This window comes from Neorhizobium sp. T25_27 (assembly GCF_002968565.1).
GTDB lineage: Bacteria > Pseudomonadota > Alphaproteobacteria > Rhizobiales > Rhizobiaceae > Neorhizobium > Neorhizobium tomejilense.
The window spans coordinates 796,306-811,271 of the sequence record NZ_PVBJ01000001.1 but is presented as its reverse complement, the minus strand read 5'-3'; the positions used below and the strand labels follow the sequence as shown (position 1 = coordinate 811,271).

Here is a 14,966-nt window from a genome sequence, read left to right as displayed (position 1 = left end):
AATTCATATCTTGTGCCCGAGCCTTGCTTCCAGGGAAGCCTTGGTGACGGGATCGAAATCCGGGTTATAGGCAGCGACGCGCGCGAAAAGCGGCGTCTTCCTGTGCTCAGGCAAAGTTTGAGCCCCGGTGATCCAGGCATGCAGGTCGTGGTCGTCCTCGCCCATGATCGCTTCGAATTCGTCGAGTTCGGCTTCTCCGAGCTTGCCAATCTCGGATTCCGCAAAACTCCCGAGAACCAGGTCCATTTCCCGGATGCCGCGATGCCAGCAGCGATAGAGGATGCGCCTGCGGCGCGGGTCGAGATCCGCGCTGGTGCGGGATAGTCCTGTCATGGCCGTGTCCTTGTTTTGCCGTTCATATAGGACGCTTTTCCGCCCTCGTCACCTTGCCAAATGGGCAAAATCCATCGCATTTTGCGCGCCATGCGTCCCGCCATACTCGATCCGCTGTTCTCGCCCGTCGCCTCGCTTGCCGGTGTCGGGCCGAAGCTTGCCGAACTGATCGCCCGCGTCACCGGCCGCGAGGACCCGGACGATTGTCGTGTCGTGGACCTGCTTTTCCATGCCCCCTCCTCGCTGATCGACCGGCGCAACCGGCCGGGCATCGCGCTTTCGCCACAGGGCGCCATTGTCACCATCGAAGGCCGGGTCGACCGCCATCAGCCGCCACCGCCCGGCAAGTCCAACATGCCGTACCGCGTCTTCCTGCACGACGATACGGGCGAACTGGCGCTCACCTTCTTCCGGGCCAAAGGCAATTGGCTGGAAAAGTCGCTGCCGATCGACGAGATGGTGATGGTAAGCGGCAAGATGGACTGGTTCAACGGCCGGCCCTCGATGGTGCACCCGGATTTCATCGTCAAATCCTCCGAGGCTGAAAATCTGCCACTGGTAGAACCGGTATACCCGATGACGGCCGGCCTGACGCCGAAAGTGCTGCGCAAGGCGATCGACGGTGCCGTGGCCCGCATGCCGGAACTGCCGGAATGGGCCGATGCGGCGCTGGCCTTGCGCCAGGGTTTTCCTTCGGTGGCGGAGGCCTTTCGCGGGCTGCACGATCCGCGCGATGCGGCGGATATCGATCCGCAGGCCCCTGCCCGTCGGCGGCTCGCCTATGACGAGTTCCTCGCCGGCCAGGTGTCCCTGTCGCTGGTGCGCCAGAGGGTGCGCAAGGTCCCGGGCCAGCCGATCCGCGTGAAGGGCGATCTTGCCGCAAAGATCATCGCCAATCTTCCCTTCTCGCTGACGCCCAGCCAAAAAGCGGCTGTCGAGGACGTCATCAAGGACATGGCCGGCGAAGACCGCATGCTGCGGCTGCTGCAGGGCGACGTCGGGGCCGGCAAGACGCTGGTGGCGCTGCTCGCCATGTCCGCGGCCGTGGAGGCCGGCGGCCAGGCGGTGCTGATGGCGCCGACCGAAATCCTCGCCCGCCAGCATTTTTCGACGATCTCCAAGCTCGCAGGTGCTGCAGGCGTAGCGGTCGAGGTACTGACCGGCCGCACCAAGGGGCGAGAGCGCGACCAGATCATCGAGCGGATTGCGTCTGGCGAAGCGCAGATCATCGTCGGCACCCACGCGCTCTTCCAGGATGCGATCAACTATCACAATCTGATGCTCGCCGTGGTGGACGAGCAGCACCGGTTCGGCGTGCATCAGCGCCTTCGGCTCACCGCCAAGGGAATTTCCCCGCATATGCTGGTGATGACCGCGACACCCATTCCCCGCACGTTGGTGCTCGCCGCGTTCGGAGATATGGACGTCTCGAAGCTCACCGAAAAACCGGCCGGCCGCAAGCCGATCCAGACCGTCACCATCCCCACCGAACGGATCGGCGACATCGTCGCCCGGCTGCGCGGCGCGATCGGCGAAGGAAAAAAAGCCTATTGGATCTGCCCGCTCGTCGAGGAATCCGACGTCTCCGACCTGATGTCGGCGGAGGAGCGTTATGCGGTTCTCGCCAGGGAACTTGGCCGTGATGTCGGATTGATCCACGGGCGGATGAGCGGGCCTGAGAAGGATGCGGTGATGGGCGCCTTCAAGACCGGCGAGATCCGGCTGCTGGTCGCCACCACCGTCGTCGAAGTGGGCGTCGATGTGCCGGATGCGACGATCATGGTGATTGAGCATGCGGAGCGATTTGGGCTCGCCCAGCTGCATCAGCTGCGCGGCCGCGTCGGGCGCGGCGACGAGGCTTCGACCTGCATCCTGCTCTACAAGGGGCCGCTCAGCGAAACAGGCCGGGCACGGCTTTCGATCCTGCGCGACAGCGAAGACGGTTTTCTGATCGCCGAGGAGGATCTGAAACTGCGCGGCGAAGGTGAGTTGCTCGGCACCCGCCAGTCCGGCACGCCCGGTTTTCGGATCGCCAGCCTGGAAGCGCATGCGGACCTGCTGGAAATCGCCCGCAAGGATGCGGCCTATCTGCTGGAGCGGGATCCGGAACTCACCAGCGAGCGGGGCCAGAACATGCGCGTGCTGCTTTATCTGCACCGCCGCGACGAGGCGATCCGGTTCCTGAGAGCCGGCTAAGCCTGCATTTTCGGGGCCGGCAGGATGGCTGTCGGCGCGCCGGGGACGGGCTTGTAGTCCGGCGCGATCAACCCGCCCGATATCAGCAGCTTGGCGCCTTCTTCCGGCGTCATGTCGAGCATGATGATCTTGCTCTTTGGCACGAACATCAGGAAACCGGCGGTCGGAACCGGGGTCGGGGGCAGGAAGACGCCGACCATTTCCTCACCGTCCGCATTGAGCTTCGCCGCGATCTCTCCCTGCGCGTCGCCGGAAATGAAGACCAGCGCCCACATGCCGGGGCTCGGAAACTCGATCAGCCCGCATCTCTTGAAGGAGGTCGACTGTTCCTTCAGCACCGTCTCGAAGATCTGTTTGATGCTCTTATAAATGCTGCGGATCAGCGGCATCCGGTGCAGGATCGATTCGCCGAACTTGACGATCGAGCGGCCGATCAGGTTCTTGCCGAGAAAGCCGATGATGGTGATGAGCACCACCGCGATCAGCAAGCCGGTGCCGGGAATAGTGATGTTGAAGTAATATTGGGGGTCGTAGCGCTGTGGAATATAGGGCGTGACCCAGCTATCCGCCCAGTCGATGAAGGTGAAGGTGAGCCAGACGGTGATGGCAAGCGGCGCGCAGATGATCAGGCCGGTTAGGAAGTTGTTCCTGAGACGGCCGGCCAGCGATATTCGCTCTGGACTGTCGCTCATTCTGTTTCCCTGCATACCCTAAGCATTGCCGCAATCATTGATGCGACAATGCCGGATGCGATGTTGCGATGCAAGGAAAAGCCGGCGGATATCACTCCACCGTGACGGATTTTGCCAGATTGCGCGGCTGATCGACATCGGTCCCCATGAACACCGCCGTATGATAGGCAAGAAGCTGGATCGGCAGCGAGAAGATCATCGGCGCGATGATCTCATCGACATTCGGCAACGCGATCGTCGCCATGGTGGGAAGCTTGGACGCCGCCGCCCCCTTTTCGTCGGTGATGAAGATGATCTTGCCGCCGCGCGCCGCCACTTCCTGCATGTTGGACACGGTCTTTTCGAAGAAGCGGTCATGCGGCGCGATGACGATCACCGGCATGTGCTCGTCGATCAGCGCGATCGGGCCATGTTTCAGTTCGCCTGCGGCATAACCTTCCGCGTGGATGTAGGAAATCTCCTTGAGCTTCAGCGCGCCTTCCATGGCAAGCGGAAAACTAGTGCCGCGGCCAAGATAAAGCACATCCTTGAAGCGCGACAGCTCGCGCGACAGCGACTCGATCTGCGGCTGGATGTCGTTCAGCACCCGGCTCATGATCCGCGGCATTTCGGCGAGGTGCTTCACCATCGCCTTCTCGTCGCCCGCCGTCACCGTGCCGCGGGCGCGACCTGCACCGATCGCGAGCGCGGCGAGGACCGCAAGCTGGCAGGTGAAGGCCTTGGTGGAGGCGACGCCGATTTCCGGGCCGGCGAGGATCGGGAAGATCGTGTCCGATTCGCGGGCGATGGTCGATTCCCTGACGTTGACCACCGCGCCGATCTTGAGGCCGTTGTCCTTGCAGTAACGCAGCGAGGCCAGAGTATCGGCTGTCTCGCCCGACTGGGAAATGAACAGCGCCGCCTGGGACGGAGACAGCGGCAGTTCGCGGTATCGGAATTCGGAGGCAACGTCGATTTCGACCGGCAGGCGCGCATAACGTTCGAACCAGTATTTGCCGATCAGGCCGGACAGATAGGCCGTGCCGCAGGCGGCGATCGCCAGGCCCGAGACCTTGCTGAAGTCGATCGCCGTATCGTTCGCCTTCACCGTATGGGCGGCGAAATCGATATAGTGGCTGAGCGCATGGGAGATGATCTCCGGCTGCTCGTAGATTTCCTTTTCCATGAAATGACGGTGATTACCCTTGTCGACCATGAAGGCCGATGCCTGGGAAATCTGGCTCTGCCGCGTCACCGGCTTGCCGTCGTAGTCGATGATCTCGGCACCCTTGTGGGTCATGACGGCGCAATCGCCATCGACCAGATAGGTGATTTCATTGGTGAACGGCGACAGCGCGATCGCATCCGACCCCAGGAACATTTCGCCGCGGCCGTGGCCGATCGCGAGCGGCGGTCCGAAACGGGCGGCCATGATCGTGCCCGGGTCGTCCTCGAACATCACCACCAGCGCATAGGCGCCGGCCACCCGGTTCAGCGTCGCCAGCATGGCAGCACGATGGTCGAGGCCCTGGCGGGTGTATTTGGCGAGCAGGTGTGCCACGACTTCCGTGTCGGTCTGGCTTTCGAAGACCGCCCCTTCGGCCAGCAGCTCGTCCTTCAGTTCGGAGAAGTTCTCGATGATGCCGTTATGGACAACGGCGACCCCATCGACGAAATGCGGATGGGCATTGGTCTCGTTCGGAACGCCGTGGGTCGCCCAGCGTGTGTGGGCGATGCCGATCGTGCCAGGCAGCGGCTCGGCGTCGAGCCGCTTTTCGAGATTGAAGAGTTTTCCTTCGGCGCGGCGGCGATCCATGCGGCCCTCGTGGATGGTCGCGACGCCTGCAGAATCATAACCGCGGTATTCGAGCCTTCGCAACGCATCGACCAGACGCGCCGCCACCGGCGAATTTCCGACGATCCCGACAATTCCGCACATGAACGACCCTCTCCGCTTCTGGAACCCGCGCGAACTCCTAGCCGATTGCTGGTTTTGCGCAATCGGCCCGCCGGTCACTTTCGATGTCGGAAAGTAACGCGCAAACGTTAATGGCCGCGTTACTTTTGCGCCTTACGGGCGGCCTTGAGGGCGAGCGCCCGCTCGCGGAGGATTTTCGCGCGCTCCGGCTTCACTTCCTGGCGGGCACGGCCAAGCGCCAGCGCATCGGCCGGGACATTGTCGGTAATGACGCTTCCCGAGGCGACATAGGCGCCGTCGCCAATCGAGACGGGTGCAACGAGGGACGAGTTCGAACCGACAAAGGCATTGGCGCCGATCCGCGTCTCGTGCTTGTTGACGCCGTCATAGTTGCAGGTGATCGTGCCGGCGCCGATATTGGAATGAGCGCCGACGAATGCGTCGCCGATATAGGTCAGGTGGTTGACCTTGGCCCCCTCGTCGATCCTGGCATTCTTGACCTCGCAGAAATTGCCGACCTTGGAGCCGGCAGCGAGATCAGCACCGGGGCGGAGCCGGGCGAAAGGCCCGACCGTCGCGCCGCCGCTGACATGCGCACCCTCGATATGGGAAAAGGCGTGGATCACCGCGCCGCTGTCGATCCTGACGCCTGGGCCGAAAACGACGTTCGGCTCGATCAGCGCATCCTGGCCGATCTCCGTATCATAGGACAGGAAGACGGTTTCCGGCGCGATCATGCTGACGCCCGAGATCATCAACTCATGGCGGCGACGTTCCTGCCAGAGCTTTTCGAGCATGGCCAGTTCGGCCCGGTTGTTGCAGCCGGCAACCTCCGTTTCCGGCGCATCGACCGCCACGACCTTGCCGCCGGCGGCACGGGCGATCTCGACGGCATCGGTCAGGTAATATTCGCCCTTCGCGTTTTGATTGGTGATGCCCTCCAGAAGCGACAGTGCCTTGCGGCCGTTGATCGCCATCAGCCCGCTATTGCACCAGGTGACCTTGCGCTCGTCCTCCGTCGCATCCTTCTCTTCGCGGATGGCGATCAGCTCGCCGTTTTCCACCAGCAGCCGGCCATAACCTGTCGGCTTGTCGGTGTGAAAACCGATCACCACGACATCGGCTCCGGCGGCCAGCTTTTCCCGCGCCTCGGCGAAGGGAGCCGAGGTGACCAGCGGGACGTCGCCATAGGCGACCAGGATGTCGTCGTAACCGCGGGCGATGGCTTGTTTCGCCGTCAGGACCGCATGGCCTGTGCCGCGACGCTCGGTCTGCAGGAAGGCCTCGACCGTAACACCCTCGACCGCGCCGGCCTTGGCAACCCCGTCCGCATCGCGGCCGACCACCAGAGCCGCCTCGGTCACGCCGCTCGATGCCACCGCCGCCATGACATGAGCAATCATCGGCCGGCCGGCGATCGGATGCAGCACTTTCGACATCGACGATTTCATGCGCGTGCTGTCGCCGGCGGCGAGGATGACGGCAAGGCAGGAACGGCTCATAAGGGTTTCTCCTTCTCAGGCATTTTGCCGCTTCATAACAGCAAGATGATTGAAGTGCGATAAACGCCTTATGTCTGGCCGCAACAAAAAGGTGGCCCAACCACCTGCGCTGGAGCTGACCGAACCATTGGAACAGATGCGGCCGTTTTATAGGATATGCCAGGAGGATGGTCGCGGTCAGGTCTGGTTGTTGCCAGGCCCTATGGAGAATATCGGGCTGCCATATCGGAACCCGTTTCACATCAAGCCAGTTCGCTCTCGTCGTATTTCACGCGCGCGGCCTTGACTGACGGATGATTGGCTTCCGCCCATAGCAGCACCTTGGAAAGCGGCTCGAAGAGCGAGCGGCCAAGATCGGTCATCCGGTATTCGACGCTCGGTGGCTTGGTCGGAAACACTTCGCGTTCGATGTAACCGTCGCGCTGCAGGTCGCGCAGCGTCTGGGTCAGCATCCGCTGCGAAATATCCGGCACCAGCCGGCGAAGCTCGCCAAAGCGGTAAGGCTGGCGCGCCAAGGCCCCGAGAAGCAGCGTCGACCATTTGCCGGCGATCCGGTCGAGGACGTCCCGGACCGGGCAATTACCCATGTCCCACCCGGACATATCGCATTCTTTGCCGTCCAGGACCGGCTTGCGGCTTGCATTGAGGGCCATGGAGTTGGTTCCCTTGAAGTAACGATCTCCCTCGAAACTGCCTCCTTTACAGATCGAAGTCAATTCTTATTCTAGTGCTAGTCTCTTTTTGAGACCAACGTTCTTCGCCGCGCCTGCAGGCCGGCCATTGCCAGGAAAGAAACCCGCATGACCAAACTTCTCGTCACCGGCGCCGCCGGCCATCTGGGCCGCGCAGTCCTGCGTCACCTCATGGAGACATCCAAGGTCGCCGCCGCCGACATCGTCGCTGCCAGCCGTGATCCGAACAAGCTCGCCGACCTTGCCGCCAGCGGTCTGGAAACCCGCACGGCCGATTTCGACGACGAAGCCGGGCTCGTGAAGGCATTCACCGGCGTCGATCGTCTGCTGATCATCTCCACCGACGAGCTGGCAACGCCCGGCAAGCGCATCATGCAGCACAGGAACGCCGTTTCCGCCGCCAAGAAGGCCGGCGTGAAGCACATCGTCTATACGTCCATGCCCAACCCGGACAAGTCGCTGGTCACGTTCGCGCCGGATCATCTCGGCACCGAAGAGGCCATCAAGGCGAGCGGCGTCGCCTACACGATCCTGCGCAATTCCTGGTACCACGACAACTATCTGATGAGCATGCCGCACAATCTTCAGGTCGGCAAATGGTACACGTCCGTTGGTACGGGAAAGATCACCACGCTCAGCCGCGACGACTGCGCCCGTGCCGCAGCCGCAGCTCTTGCCAATCCGCCGGCCGGCAGCCGCACCCTCACACTCACCGGTTCGGAATCCCTGACGGCCAAGGAAATCGCCGCCCGCGCATCGACAGCCACCGGCAGGCCGCTGGATGTCGTTGATGTCACCGACGAGCAGTTGACCCAGGGCCTTGCCGGCGCCGGCCTGCCCGCCTTCGTCGCGACCATGCTGGTCTCCGCGGATGCCAATATCCGCGCCGGCAATTTCGAACAGGTGACGAGCGACTATGAGACGCTGACCGGCCAGAAGCCGCAGACGCTCGCCGCCTATTTCGAGACCCAGAAAGCCGCCCTCGCCGCTTAGCGTCTCGCCGGATTGCGACTCTCCGAATTTCGCGATAATGAGATGGAGTTACCAGATTCCATCTCGTTTGGAGAAAAAATGCGCAAGATCGGCTTGATTGGCGGGATGAGTTTCGAAAGCACTGCGGTGTATTATCGGCTGATCAACGAGACGGTGCGCGAACGCCTCGGTGGTTTTGCATCGGCCGATCTCCTGCTCCATTCCGTCAATTTTGCCGAGATCGTCGACATGCAGAAGGCCGGCCGCTGGGATCTGGCGGCCGAGCACCTTGCCAGGAGCGCTGGCGGGCTGAAAGCGGCCGGCGCCGAATGCGTGCTGATCTGCACCAACACCATGCACATCGTCGCGCCGGACGTGCAGGCTGCGGTCGACGTGCCGCTCATCCATGTCATCGACGAAACCGCCAGGGCGTTGACATCCAAAGGGCTGAACCGCCCGCTCCTGCTGGCGACCCGCTACACGATGGAGCACGGTTTCTATACCGAGCGGATGAAGATGCTGGGCGTCGATGTCATGGTGCCGGAGGCGGACGATCGCACCGATATCCATGACATCATCTTCAACGAACTCTGTGCCGGCACGGTTCTCGACACCTCCCGCACGCGGGCCATCGCCATGATCGAAAAGGCGAAGGCAGAAGGGGCCGACAGCATCATCCTCGGCTGCACGGAAATCTGCCTCCTCCTCGACCCCGTCAGCCTGCCGCTCCCTGGCGTCGATTCCACCGCCATCCACGCCACGGCTGCCGTCGATTTCGCACTTGGCCAGTCGTCGGCAAAACAGGCAGCGGCATAAGTTTACTTGACTCAGTCAAGCAAATATTGGACAGAATCTTCGAAGAGGAGATCCTGCCGATGACCGATCCTGCTGTTCTCGACGCCGTCCGCGCCTTCAACCGTTTCTACACAAACAAGCTCGGCGTTCTCGCCAAGGGCTATCTCGACACCGACTATACGCTGACCGAGGCGCGCATCCTGTACGAGATGGGCGCCCGCAAACGGGTTTCGGCAACCGAACTCAACCGCGATCTCGGCCTCGATCCCGCCTATCTCAGCCGGCTGCTGAAGAAATTTCGCGAGGCGGGCTTCATCGACAGCGAGCCGGATCCCGACGACAAACGCAGCCAGATCCTCGTTGTCACCGATAAGGGACAAGCCGAATACGAGACGCTCGGCGAACGCTCTCGCCGGCAGATAGCCAATGATCTCAATGAGGTGGACGAGATGGGCCGTGAAAAGCTGATCGGCTCGATGCAGGCGATCCGCACCATTCTCGATCCGCAATCGGCCGCCCCCTCCCCACCGGTTGTCATCCGTCCGCACCGCATCGGCGACATGGGCTGGCTCATCGAAGCCCAGGCGGTCGCTTATGCGCGGGAATACGGCTGGAACGACAAGTTCGAAGGGCTGGTCGCAGAGGTCGCCGGCAAGTTCATCGCCAATTTCAACCCCGAACGCGAACGCTGCTGGATCGCCGAACGCGACGGCAAACGTGTCGGTTCGGTGGTCCTGGCCGACGGCGGCGGCGATACGGCCAAGCTGCGCCTCCTCTATCTCGACCCGGCCGCCCGCGGCCTCGGTCTCGGCCGGACGCTGGTCGAGCAATGCATCAAGTTCTCGACGCTCGCCGGTTATAAGAAGCTGTCGCTCTGGACCAACGATTGCCTGACGGCCGCGATCCGCATCTACGAGACGACGGGCTTCAAGCTCGTCGCGGAGGAAAGGCACAACCTGTTCGGGCCGGAATGCAACGGCCAGACATGGGTGCTGGAGCTCTGCGAAGCGAAGCTTTCGTCGTCGAACTAGACCGCCTGGCCGCAGGCACGGCGGAAGCGGCGCACGGTTTCCGCCATGCCGTATTCCAGCGCATCCGCCGTCAGGCCGTGCCCGATCGACACCTCGGCGAGCTTCGGGATGCGCTTCACCAATGCCGGCAGGTTGGCGACGGTCAGGTCGTGGCCGCCATTGACGCCGAGCCCTTCGGCAAATGCCGCATCCGCCGTCTGCCCAAGTTTTTCAAGCAGCTCGGTGCCGCGCTCCGGATTGTCGAAACAGCCGCCATAGGGACCGGTATAGAGCTCGATGCGATCGGCACCCGTTGCCCTTGCAAGCTTCACCGCCTCGATATCGCCGTCGCCATCGGCAAACAGCGACACCCGCATGCCGCCCTTCTTCAGCCGCGCCACGATCGGCTTCAGCATCTCGTGCGTGGCACGGAAATCGAAGCCGTGGTCGGAGGTCGCCTGGGTCGGATCGTCCGGCACCAGCGTCACCTGCTCCGGCTGGGTCGCTTCGCAGAGCTCCAGGAAATCCTCGCTCGGATATCCCTCGATATTGAACTCGGCCGCTGGAAACTCGTCGTCGATCAGCGCCCGAAGAACCGGCAGGTCGGTGAAGCGGATGTGGCGCTGGTCGGGGCGCGGATGCACCGTCAGGCCGGCCGCACCTGCCTGAAGCGCGATGCGCCCGAGCCCCTCGACGCTCGGCCAGGGAAGATCGCGGCGGTTGCGCAGCATGGCGACGGCATTGAGGTTCACGGAAAGCTTGGTCGGCATGGCAATACCCGGTTTTGAAAGGTTGATCCGCTTTTAGGCCATGCGCCTTCGCAATGCCACCAGGTTTGGGAAAATGCACCTATAAAGAGTTTTGATGGACGAGAATTCACGAGGCAACCGGGGCTACCATTTCCTAAAGTTTTAGGTAACGTATATCTAACAGAGTTCGCTGAGCAGGCCAAAAGGCGGCGGAATACGGTTTGAACAGTGAATTCTGCCATCCATTTTAATCGGGTCCGCATTTTCAGTACCGAGGTTCCATCCGGAAGGTTCGACGCAAAATCGCAACCTGTAGATGCATATCTGACCACGACGCCAAACTCAGGCGCAAGGGAACTCGATGCAGAGCGATATCATGCAAGCCAGGACCGACAGTGTGCCCCTTGCGGGAGCAGCCCACAATTTCCCTTATCTCCCCCAGGTTTCACTCTCTTTTGAAATGCCCGCCCAGCCGGTGGCGATCGCCGAAATGGCGGACCTCTTCGGCGTCACCCATCGCACTCTTCACTTCTACGAGGAAAAGGGCCTGATCACCGCCCGCCGCTCCGGCAGCATGCGGGTCTATGACAGGGTTCAGATCCACCGCATGGCGGTCATCAATGCCTGCCGCGAGATCGGCATTCCGGTTGCGGTCATCCAGGAGCTGATGGAAGAGCTTGCCGGCGCGACCTCGGAGGCGGAAGCGGACGAGATGTTCCACGACATGCTGGCGCGGCGCAAACGGGAGCTCACGGCCGACATCTCCAACATCCGCCGGCAGATGCAGCAGATCGAAAGCCTGCTGGTGGCCGAAGAGGAAAATCAGCCGCTTGCCACCCCCAAGCCCATGTCTCTGGTCCTGAGCGACATCGAGAAACGGTGCCTGGGGCTGATGGCCGAGGGTTATTCGGCGCCGCGGCTTGCCCGCGCGCTCAACCTCGAATTCGAGGACCTGCGCCGGATGGAGGATGACATCATCCAGAAATTCCAGGCAACCAACCGTTTTCAGGCCGTCGCCAAGGCGATGCTGCTCGGTTTCGTGCCGAACTGATCGGCTTCTTTAGCGGACGATCGTCAGGGTCTCGGCCGCACGCGTGATCGCGGTATAAAGCCAGCGCTCCCGGCTGTCACGAAACGCCCAGCTTTCATCGAACAGAACGACGTTGTTCCACTGCGACCCCTGTGCCTTGTGGACGGTCAGCGCGTAGCCGTAATCGAACTCGTCGTAACGCTTGCGGGTCGTCCAGGGGATTTCCCCTTCCTGCTCTTCGAACGCCTGTTTCAGAAGCTTGATCTTGGCCGCACCGCGATCCATGTCGTCGTCTTCCGGCCGGATCATCAGGTTGATGCCGGGCTTCACCGTCTCGCGCGACGAGCTCATCACCTGCCAGAGCGAGCCGTTGAGCAGCCCCTTGGCCGGATCATTGCGCAGGCAGACCAGCTTGTCGCCGGATTGCGGATAATCGGCGGTGAACCCTTTCAGTTCCCGGAGCCGCTGGTTGTAGCGCTTGCGGGTCTTGTTGGTGCCGACCAGAACCTGGTCCGCCTCCATCACCAGCGGCTGCGTCACCTCGTTGCGGGAGATCACCTTGGCGGTTCCGTAATCGCCATAAATGATCTCCTTGCCCTCGCGCACGTTCATCGCCAGCTGGATGATCGGGTTGTCGCGCGCCTGGCGGTGGATATCCGTCAGCAGGTAATCCGGATCCTGTTCGGTGAAGAACCCGCCGCCGGTCACCGGCGGCAGCTGGCCGGGATCCCCGAGCACCAGGATCGGCGTGCCGAAGCTCATCAGGTCCTTGCCGAGCGCCTCGTCCACCATCGAGCATTCGTCGATGATGATCAGCGCCGCCTTGGCGACCGGGCTCTGGCGGTTGATCGAGAACATCGGCGAGATCGAGGTCTTGCCGGCATCGTCCTCGACCGCTTCCTCACCGCGTGGCCTGTAGATCAGCGAGTGGATGGTTTTCGCGTTGCGCGCCCCGCGCGAGCGCAGAACCTGCGCCGCCTTGCCGGTGAAGGCCGCAAACAGCACCTCGCCATCGACATTTTCGGCGAAATGCTTGGCGAGCGTGGTCTTGCCGGTGCCCGCATAACCGAACAGCCGGAAGACCTGGCCGCGGCCCTCTTTCAGCCATTGTGAAACGGCCTTGAGGGCCTCGTCCTGTTGCGGTGCAAATTGCATGGTAGGACTTGGCAGGATTCTGCAGCCAAGCGCAACCGAAAAAGAACGAAAGATGAATCAAAGGCCGGGATGAGCGCCGCTGCCGCTCATCCCGAGGACGGGCAACACCTTTCTCTCCGTCTATCCGGCGGGGCGGAATTGCCGCTGTTCAGTTTTCATCATCGCCCCCTATGATCGCGGCATGAAGATCCTGATTCTCGGCGCAACCGGCTTTATCGGCTCGACGATCCTGCAAAGGCTTGCCGCCGAGGGCCATCGGATAACCGGGCTCGGGCGAGACCCGGACAAGGCCCGCCTGAAATGGCCCGCGGCCGAGTGGATAAAGGCCGATCTCGCGCAACTGACTGCCACCGCCTGGGGTCCGCTGATCGAGGACCAGGATGTCGTCGTCAATTGTGCCGGCGCGCTGCAGGATGGTCTTTCCGATGATCTCGGGCCACCCAGGAAAAGGCGATGCTGTCGCTCTACGAAGCGGCACGGGCGCTCGGCGGCAGACGTATCGTGCAGATCTCCGCCCGCACGGACGGCGCAGCCGCCGGCCTGCCCTTCCTCGCCACCAAACGCCGCGCCGACGAGGCGCTTGCGGCAAGCGGCCTCCCGTTCGTCATCCTGCGGCCGGCGCTCGTCATCGGCCGCAATGCCCATGGCGGCACGGCGCTTCTCCGATCGCTCGCGAGCCTTCCCGGCCTGCTGCCGCTCATCCATGCGGAAAGTCCGATCGAAACCGTCTCGCTCGACGACGTCGCCGCCGCCGTTTCCCTTGCGGTCGACGGCACTATCCCGGCCGGCAGCGATCTCGATCTCGCCGCCGACAAGACCCTGACCTTGTCTGACCTCGTGAAGCTTCACCGCACCTGGCTTGGCCTGCCCGCGGCGGCCGCCATTGCATTGCCAGCAGCGCTTGCGAAACCCGTCACCTGGGCCGCTGACATCGCCGGACGACTCGGCTGGCGTTCTCCGCTTCGCTCGACGGCGATGACGGTAATGTCGGAAGGCGTCAGGAGCCTGAGGCCGAAACCTAGCGGCCTCGTCTTGGCAGACGCGGCAGAGACCCTCGCCGCCCATCCGAGCGGCGTCCAGGACCTCTGGTTCGCGCGGCTCTATCTCCTGAAACCCGCAATCATTCTGACGCTGTCGCTGTTCTGGCTGTTGTCCGGCCTGATCCCGCTCCTCGACCTGAGCGCCGCGGCAGCCCAATTTCCGCCCGTCGTGCCGGGCTCCGTCGCCATGGCAATGACCGTCGCGACATGTCTCCTCGACATCCTGCTCGGGTCTGCTGTCCTCACCCGTCCCCATGCCCGCAAGGCAATGCTCGGGATGATCCTCACCAGTCTCGCCTACCTGGCCGGCGGCTCGATCCTCGCGCCGCAGTTATGGCTCGATCCGCTCGGGGTCCTCGTGAAAGTCCTGCCGTCGATCGCCCTCACCCTCGTCTCCCTCGCCATTCTGGACGAACGCTGATGGACGCCGAAAGCCTGTTGAGGCTCTTGCATGTGATCGGCTCAACGGTGCTGCTCGGAACCGGCGCCGGCATCGCCTTTTTCATGGTCATCGCCCGGCGGACGGAAGATCCGAAACTGATCGCCCACACCGCCGACACGGTCGTGCTGGCCGATACCGTCTTTACGGCCACCGCCGTCGTCCTGCAGCCGGTCACCGGCTACCTGCTGGCAAGGAGCATCGGCTGGTCGCTGACGGATGGCTGGATCGCCCTGTCGCTCATTCTCTACGTGGTGACGGGACTGTTCTGGCTGCCAGTCGTCTGGATCCAGATCAGGCTGCGCGACATCGCCCGCGTCGCCTGCGAAGATTCCGCACCGCTGCCGCCGGAATGGTACCGGCTCTACCGGATCTGGTTTGTCTGCGGTCTCCCGGCCTTCTTCGCGGTCATCGCCATCTTCTGGCTGATGCTGACCAAGCCGGATATCCCGCTGTTCTGAACC

Annotated in this window: 13 protein-coding genes and 1 pseudogene; 7 read left to right on the top strand and 7 right to left on the bottom strand. The window is 62.6% G+C overall.

The window, feature by feature from the left end; translation table 11 throughout:
- Positions 1 to 3 precede the first annotated feature (3 nt).
- Positions 4 to 333, bottom strand: a complete 330-nt coding sequence (locus C5J24_RS04030) for a succinate dehydrogenase assembly factor 2 (protein ID WP_105415773.1) — start codon at positions 331 to 333, stop codon at positions 4 to 6.
- 90 nt (positions 334 to 423) lie between these two features.
- Here C5J24_RS04030 and recG point away from each other — a divergent pair, with 90 nt between their 5' ends.
- The gene (gene recG / locus C5J24_RS04025) at positions 424 to 2,529 is read left to right on the top strand and encodes an ATP-dependent DNA helicase RecG (protein WP_105415771.1); all 2,106 of its coding nucleotides are present in this window, start codon (positions 424 to 426) and stop codon (positions 2,527 to 2,529) included.
- Here the strand turns inward: recG and C5J24_RS04020 are convergent.
- The 4 genes from C5J24_RS04020 to C5J24_RS04005 form a co-directional block, all read right to left on the bottom strand.
- A complete protein-coding gene (locus tag C5J24_RS04020) occupies positions 2,526 to 3,221 on the bottom strand; it encodes a DUF502 domain-containing protein (RefSeq protein ID WP_105415769.1) in 696 nt (231 codons plus the stop codon). The two genes, recG and C5J24_RS04020, sit on opposite strands and share 4 nt — an antisense overlap.
- Before the next feature lie 91 nt (positions 3,222 to 3,312).
- Positions 3,313 to 5,139: a glutamine--fructose-6-phosphate transaminase (isomerizing) gene (gene glmS, locus C5J24_RS04015; RefSeq protein WP_105415767.1), complete on the bottom strand. Its 1,827-nt coding sequence runs from the start codon at positions 5,137 to 5,139 to the stop codon at positions 3,313 to 3,315.
- 119 nt (positions 5,140 to 5,258) lie between these two features.
- On the bottom strand, positions 5,259 to 6,620 hold the full coding sequence (gene glmU / locus C5J24_RS04010) for a bifunctional UDP-N-acetylglucosamine diphosphorylase/glucosamine-1-phosphate N-acetyltransferase GlmU (RefSeq protein ID WP_105415765.1): 1,362 nt from the start codon (positions 6,618 to 6,620) through the stop codon (positions 5,259 to 5,261).
- Positions 6,621 to 6,862: 242 nt separating this feature from the next.
- Complete coding sequence (locus C5J24_RS04005) at positions 6,863 to 7,273, bottom strand: helix-turn-helix domain-containing protein (protein ID WP_046633662.1); 411 nt, start codon at positions 7,271 to 7,273, stop codon at positions 6,863 to 6,865.
- A 147-nt stretch (positions 7,274 to 7,420) separates the two neighbouring features.
- Between C5J24_RS04005 and C5J24_RS04000 the strand changes: the two genes are divergently transcribed.
- From C5J24_RS04000 to C5J24_RS03990, 3 genes are all read left to right on the top strand, one after another.
- On the top strand, positions 7,421 to 8,305 hold the full coding sequence (locus tag C5J24_RS04000; RefSeq protein ID WP_105415763.1) for an SDR family oxidoreductase: 885 nt from the start codon (positions 7,421 to 7,423) through the stop codon (positions 8,303 to 8,305).
- Between the two features lie 78 nt (positions 8,306 to 8,383).
- Positions 8,384 to 9,100, top strand: coding sequence for an aspartate/glutamate racemase family protein (locus tag C5J24_RS03995; RefSeq protein ID WP_105415761.1), 717 nt, complete (start codon positions 8,384 to 8,386; stop codon positions 9,098 to 9,100).
- 59 nt (positions 9,101 to 9,159) lie between these two features.
- On the top strand, positions 9,160 to 10,110 hold the full coding sequence (locus C5J24_RS03990; RefSeq protein ID WP_105416627.1) for a helix-turn-helix domain-containing GNAT family N-acetyltransferase: 951 nt from the start codon (positions 9,160 to 9,162) through the stop codon (positions 10,108 to 10,110).
- Here the strand turns inward: C5J24_RS03990 and C5J24_RS03985 are convergent.
- Positions 10,107 to 10,859 carry a pyridoxine 5'-phosphate synthase gene (locus C5J24_RS03985; protein ID WP_105415759.1) on the bottom strand — a complete coding sequence of 251 codons (753 nt, stop codon included), beginning with the start codon at positions 10,857 to 10,859 and terminating at the stop codon, positions 10,107 to 10,109. The two genes, C5J24_RS03990 and C5J24_RS03985, sit on opposite strands and share 4 nt — an antisense overlap.
- A 340-nt stretch (positions 10,860 to 11,199) precedes the next feature.
- Between C5J24_RS03985 and C5J24_RS03980 the strand changes: the two genes are divergently transcribed.
- Positions 11,200 to 11,889 carry a MerR family transcriptional regulator gene (locus C5J24_RS03980; RefSeq protein WP_105415757.1) on the top strand — a complete coding sequence of 230 codons (690 nt, stop codon included), beginning with the start codon at positions 11,200 to 11,202 and terminating at the stop codon, positions 11,887 to 11,889.
- A 9-nt stretch (positions 11,890 to 11,898) separates the two neighbouring features.
- Here the strand turns inward: C5J24_RS03980 and C5J24_RS03975 are convergent, their stop codons facing one another.
- On the bottom strand, positions 11,899 to 13,023 hold the full coding sequence (locus C5J24_RS03975; protein ID WP_105415756.1) for an ATP-dependent RecD-like DNA helicase: 1,125 nt from the start codon (positions 13,021 to 13,023) through the stop codon (positions 11,899 to 11,901).
- 181 nt (positions 13,024 to 13,204) lie between these two features.
- Between C5J24_RS03975 and C5J24_RS03970 the strand changes: the two are divergent.
- Both C5J24_RS03970 and C5J24_RS03965 read left to right on the top strand, forming a co-directional pair.
- A pseudogene (locus C5J24_RS03970) lies at positions 13,205 to 14,484 on the top strand (SDR family oxidoreductase).
- A complete protein-coding gene (locus tag C5J24_RS03965) occupies positions 14,484 to 14,963 on the top strand; it encodes a DUF2269 domain-containing protein (protein WP_105415755.1) in 480 nt (159 codons plus the stop codon). The pseudogene C5J24_RS03970 and the gene C5J24_RS03965 overlap by 1 nt, the downstream one beginning before the upstream one ends.
- The last annotated feature ends 3 nt before the right edge of the window (positions 14,964 to 14,966 follow it).

Excerpts from the sequence above, each read along its gene's own strand:
- C5J24_RS04030 (WP_105415773.1), bottom strand. The coding sequence starts at position 333 with ATGACAGGACTATCCCGCACCAGCGCGGATCTCGACCCGCGCCGCAGG.
- recG (WP_105415771.1), top strand. The coding sequence starts at position 424 with ATGCGTCCCGCCATACTCGATCCGCTGTTCTCGCCCGTCGCCTCGCTT.
- C5J24_RS04020 (WP_105415769.1), bottom strand. The coding sequence starts at position 3,221 with ATGAGCGACAGTCCAGAGCGAATATCGCTGGCCGGCCGTCTCAGGAAC.
- glmS (WP_105415767.1), bottom strand. The coding sequence starts at position 5,139 with ATGTGCGGAATTGTCGGGATCGTCGGAAATTCGCCGGTGGCGGCGCGT.
- glmU (WP_105415765.1), bottom strand. The coding sequence starts at position 6,620 with ATGAGCCGTTCCTGCCTTGCCGTCATCCTCGCCGCCGGCGACAGCACG.
- C5J24_RS04005 (WP_046633662.1), bottom strand. The coding sequence starts at position 7,273 with ATGGCCCTCAATGCAAGCCGCAAGCCGGTCCTGGACGGCAAAGAATGC.
- C5J24_RS04000 (WP_105415763.1), top strand. The coding sequence starts at position 7,421 with ATGACCAAACTTCTCGTCACCGGCGCCGCCGGCCATCTGGGCCGCGCA.
- C5J24_RS03995 (WP_105415761.1), top strand. The coding sequence starts at position 8,384 with ATGCGCAAGATCGGCTTGATTGGCGGGATGAGTTTCGAAAGCACTGCG.
- C5J24_RS03990 (WP_105416627.1), top strand. The coding sequence starts at position 9,160 with ATGACCGATCCTGCTGTTCTCGACGCCGTCCGCGCCTTCAACCGTTTC.
- C5J24_RS03985 (WP_105415759.1), bottom strand. The coding sequence starts at position 10,859 with ATGCCGACCAAGCTTTCCGTGAACCTCAATGCCGTCGCCATGCTGCGC.
- C5J24_RS03980 (WP_105415757.1), top strand. The coding sequence starts at position 11,200 with ATGCAGAGCGATATCATGCAAGCCAGGACCGACAGTGTGCCCCTTGCG.
- C5J24_RS03975 (WP_105415756.1), bottom strand. The coding sequence starts at position 13,023 with ATGCAATTTGCACCGCAACAGGACGAGGCCCTCAAGGCCGTTTCACAA.
- C5J24_RS03965 (WP_105415755.1), top strand. The coding sequence starts at position 14,484 with ATGGACGCCGAAAGCCTGTTGAGGCTCTTGCATGTGATCGGCTCAACG.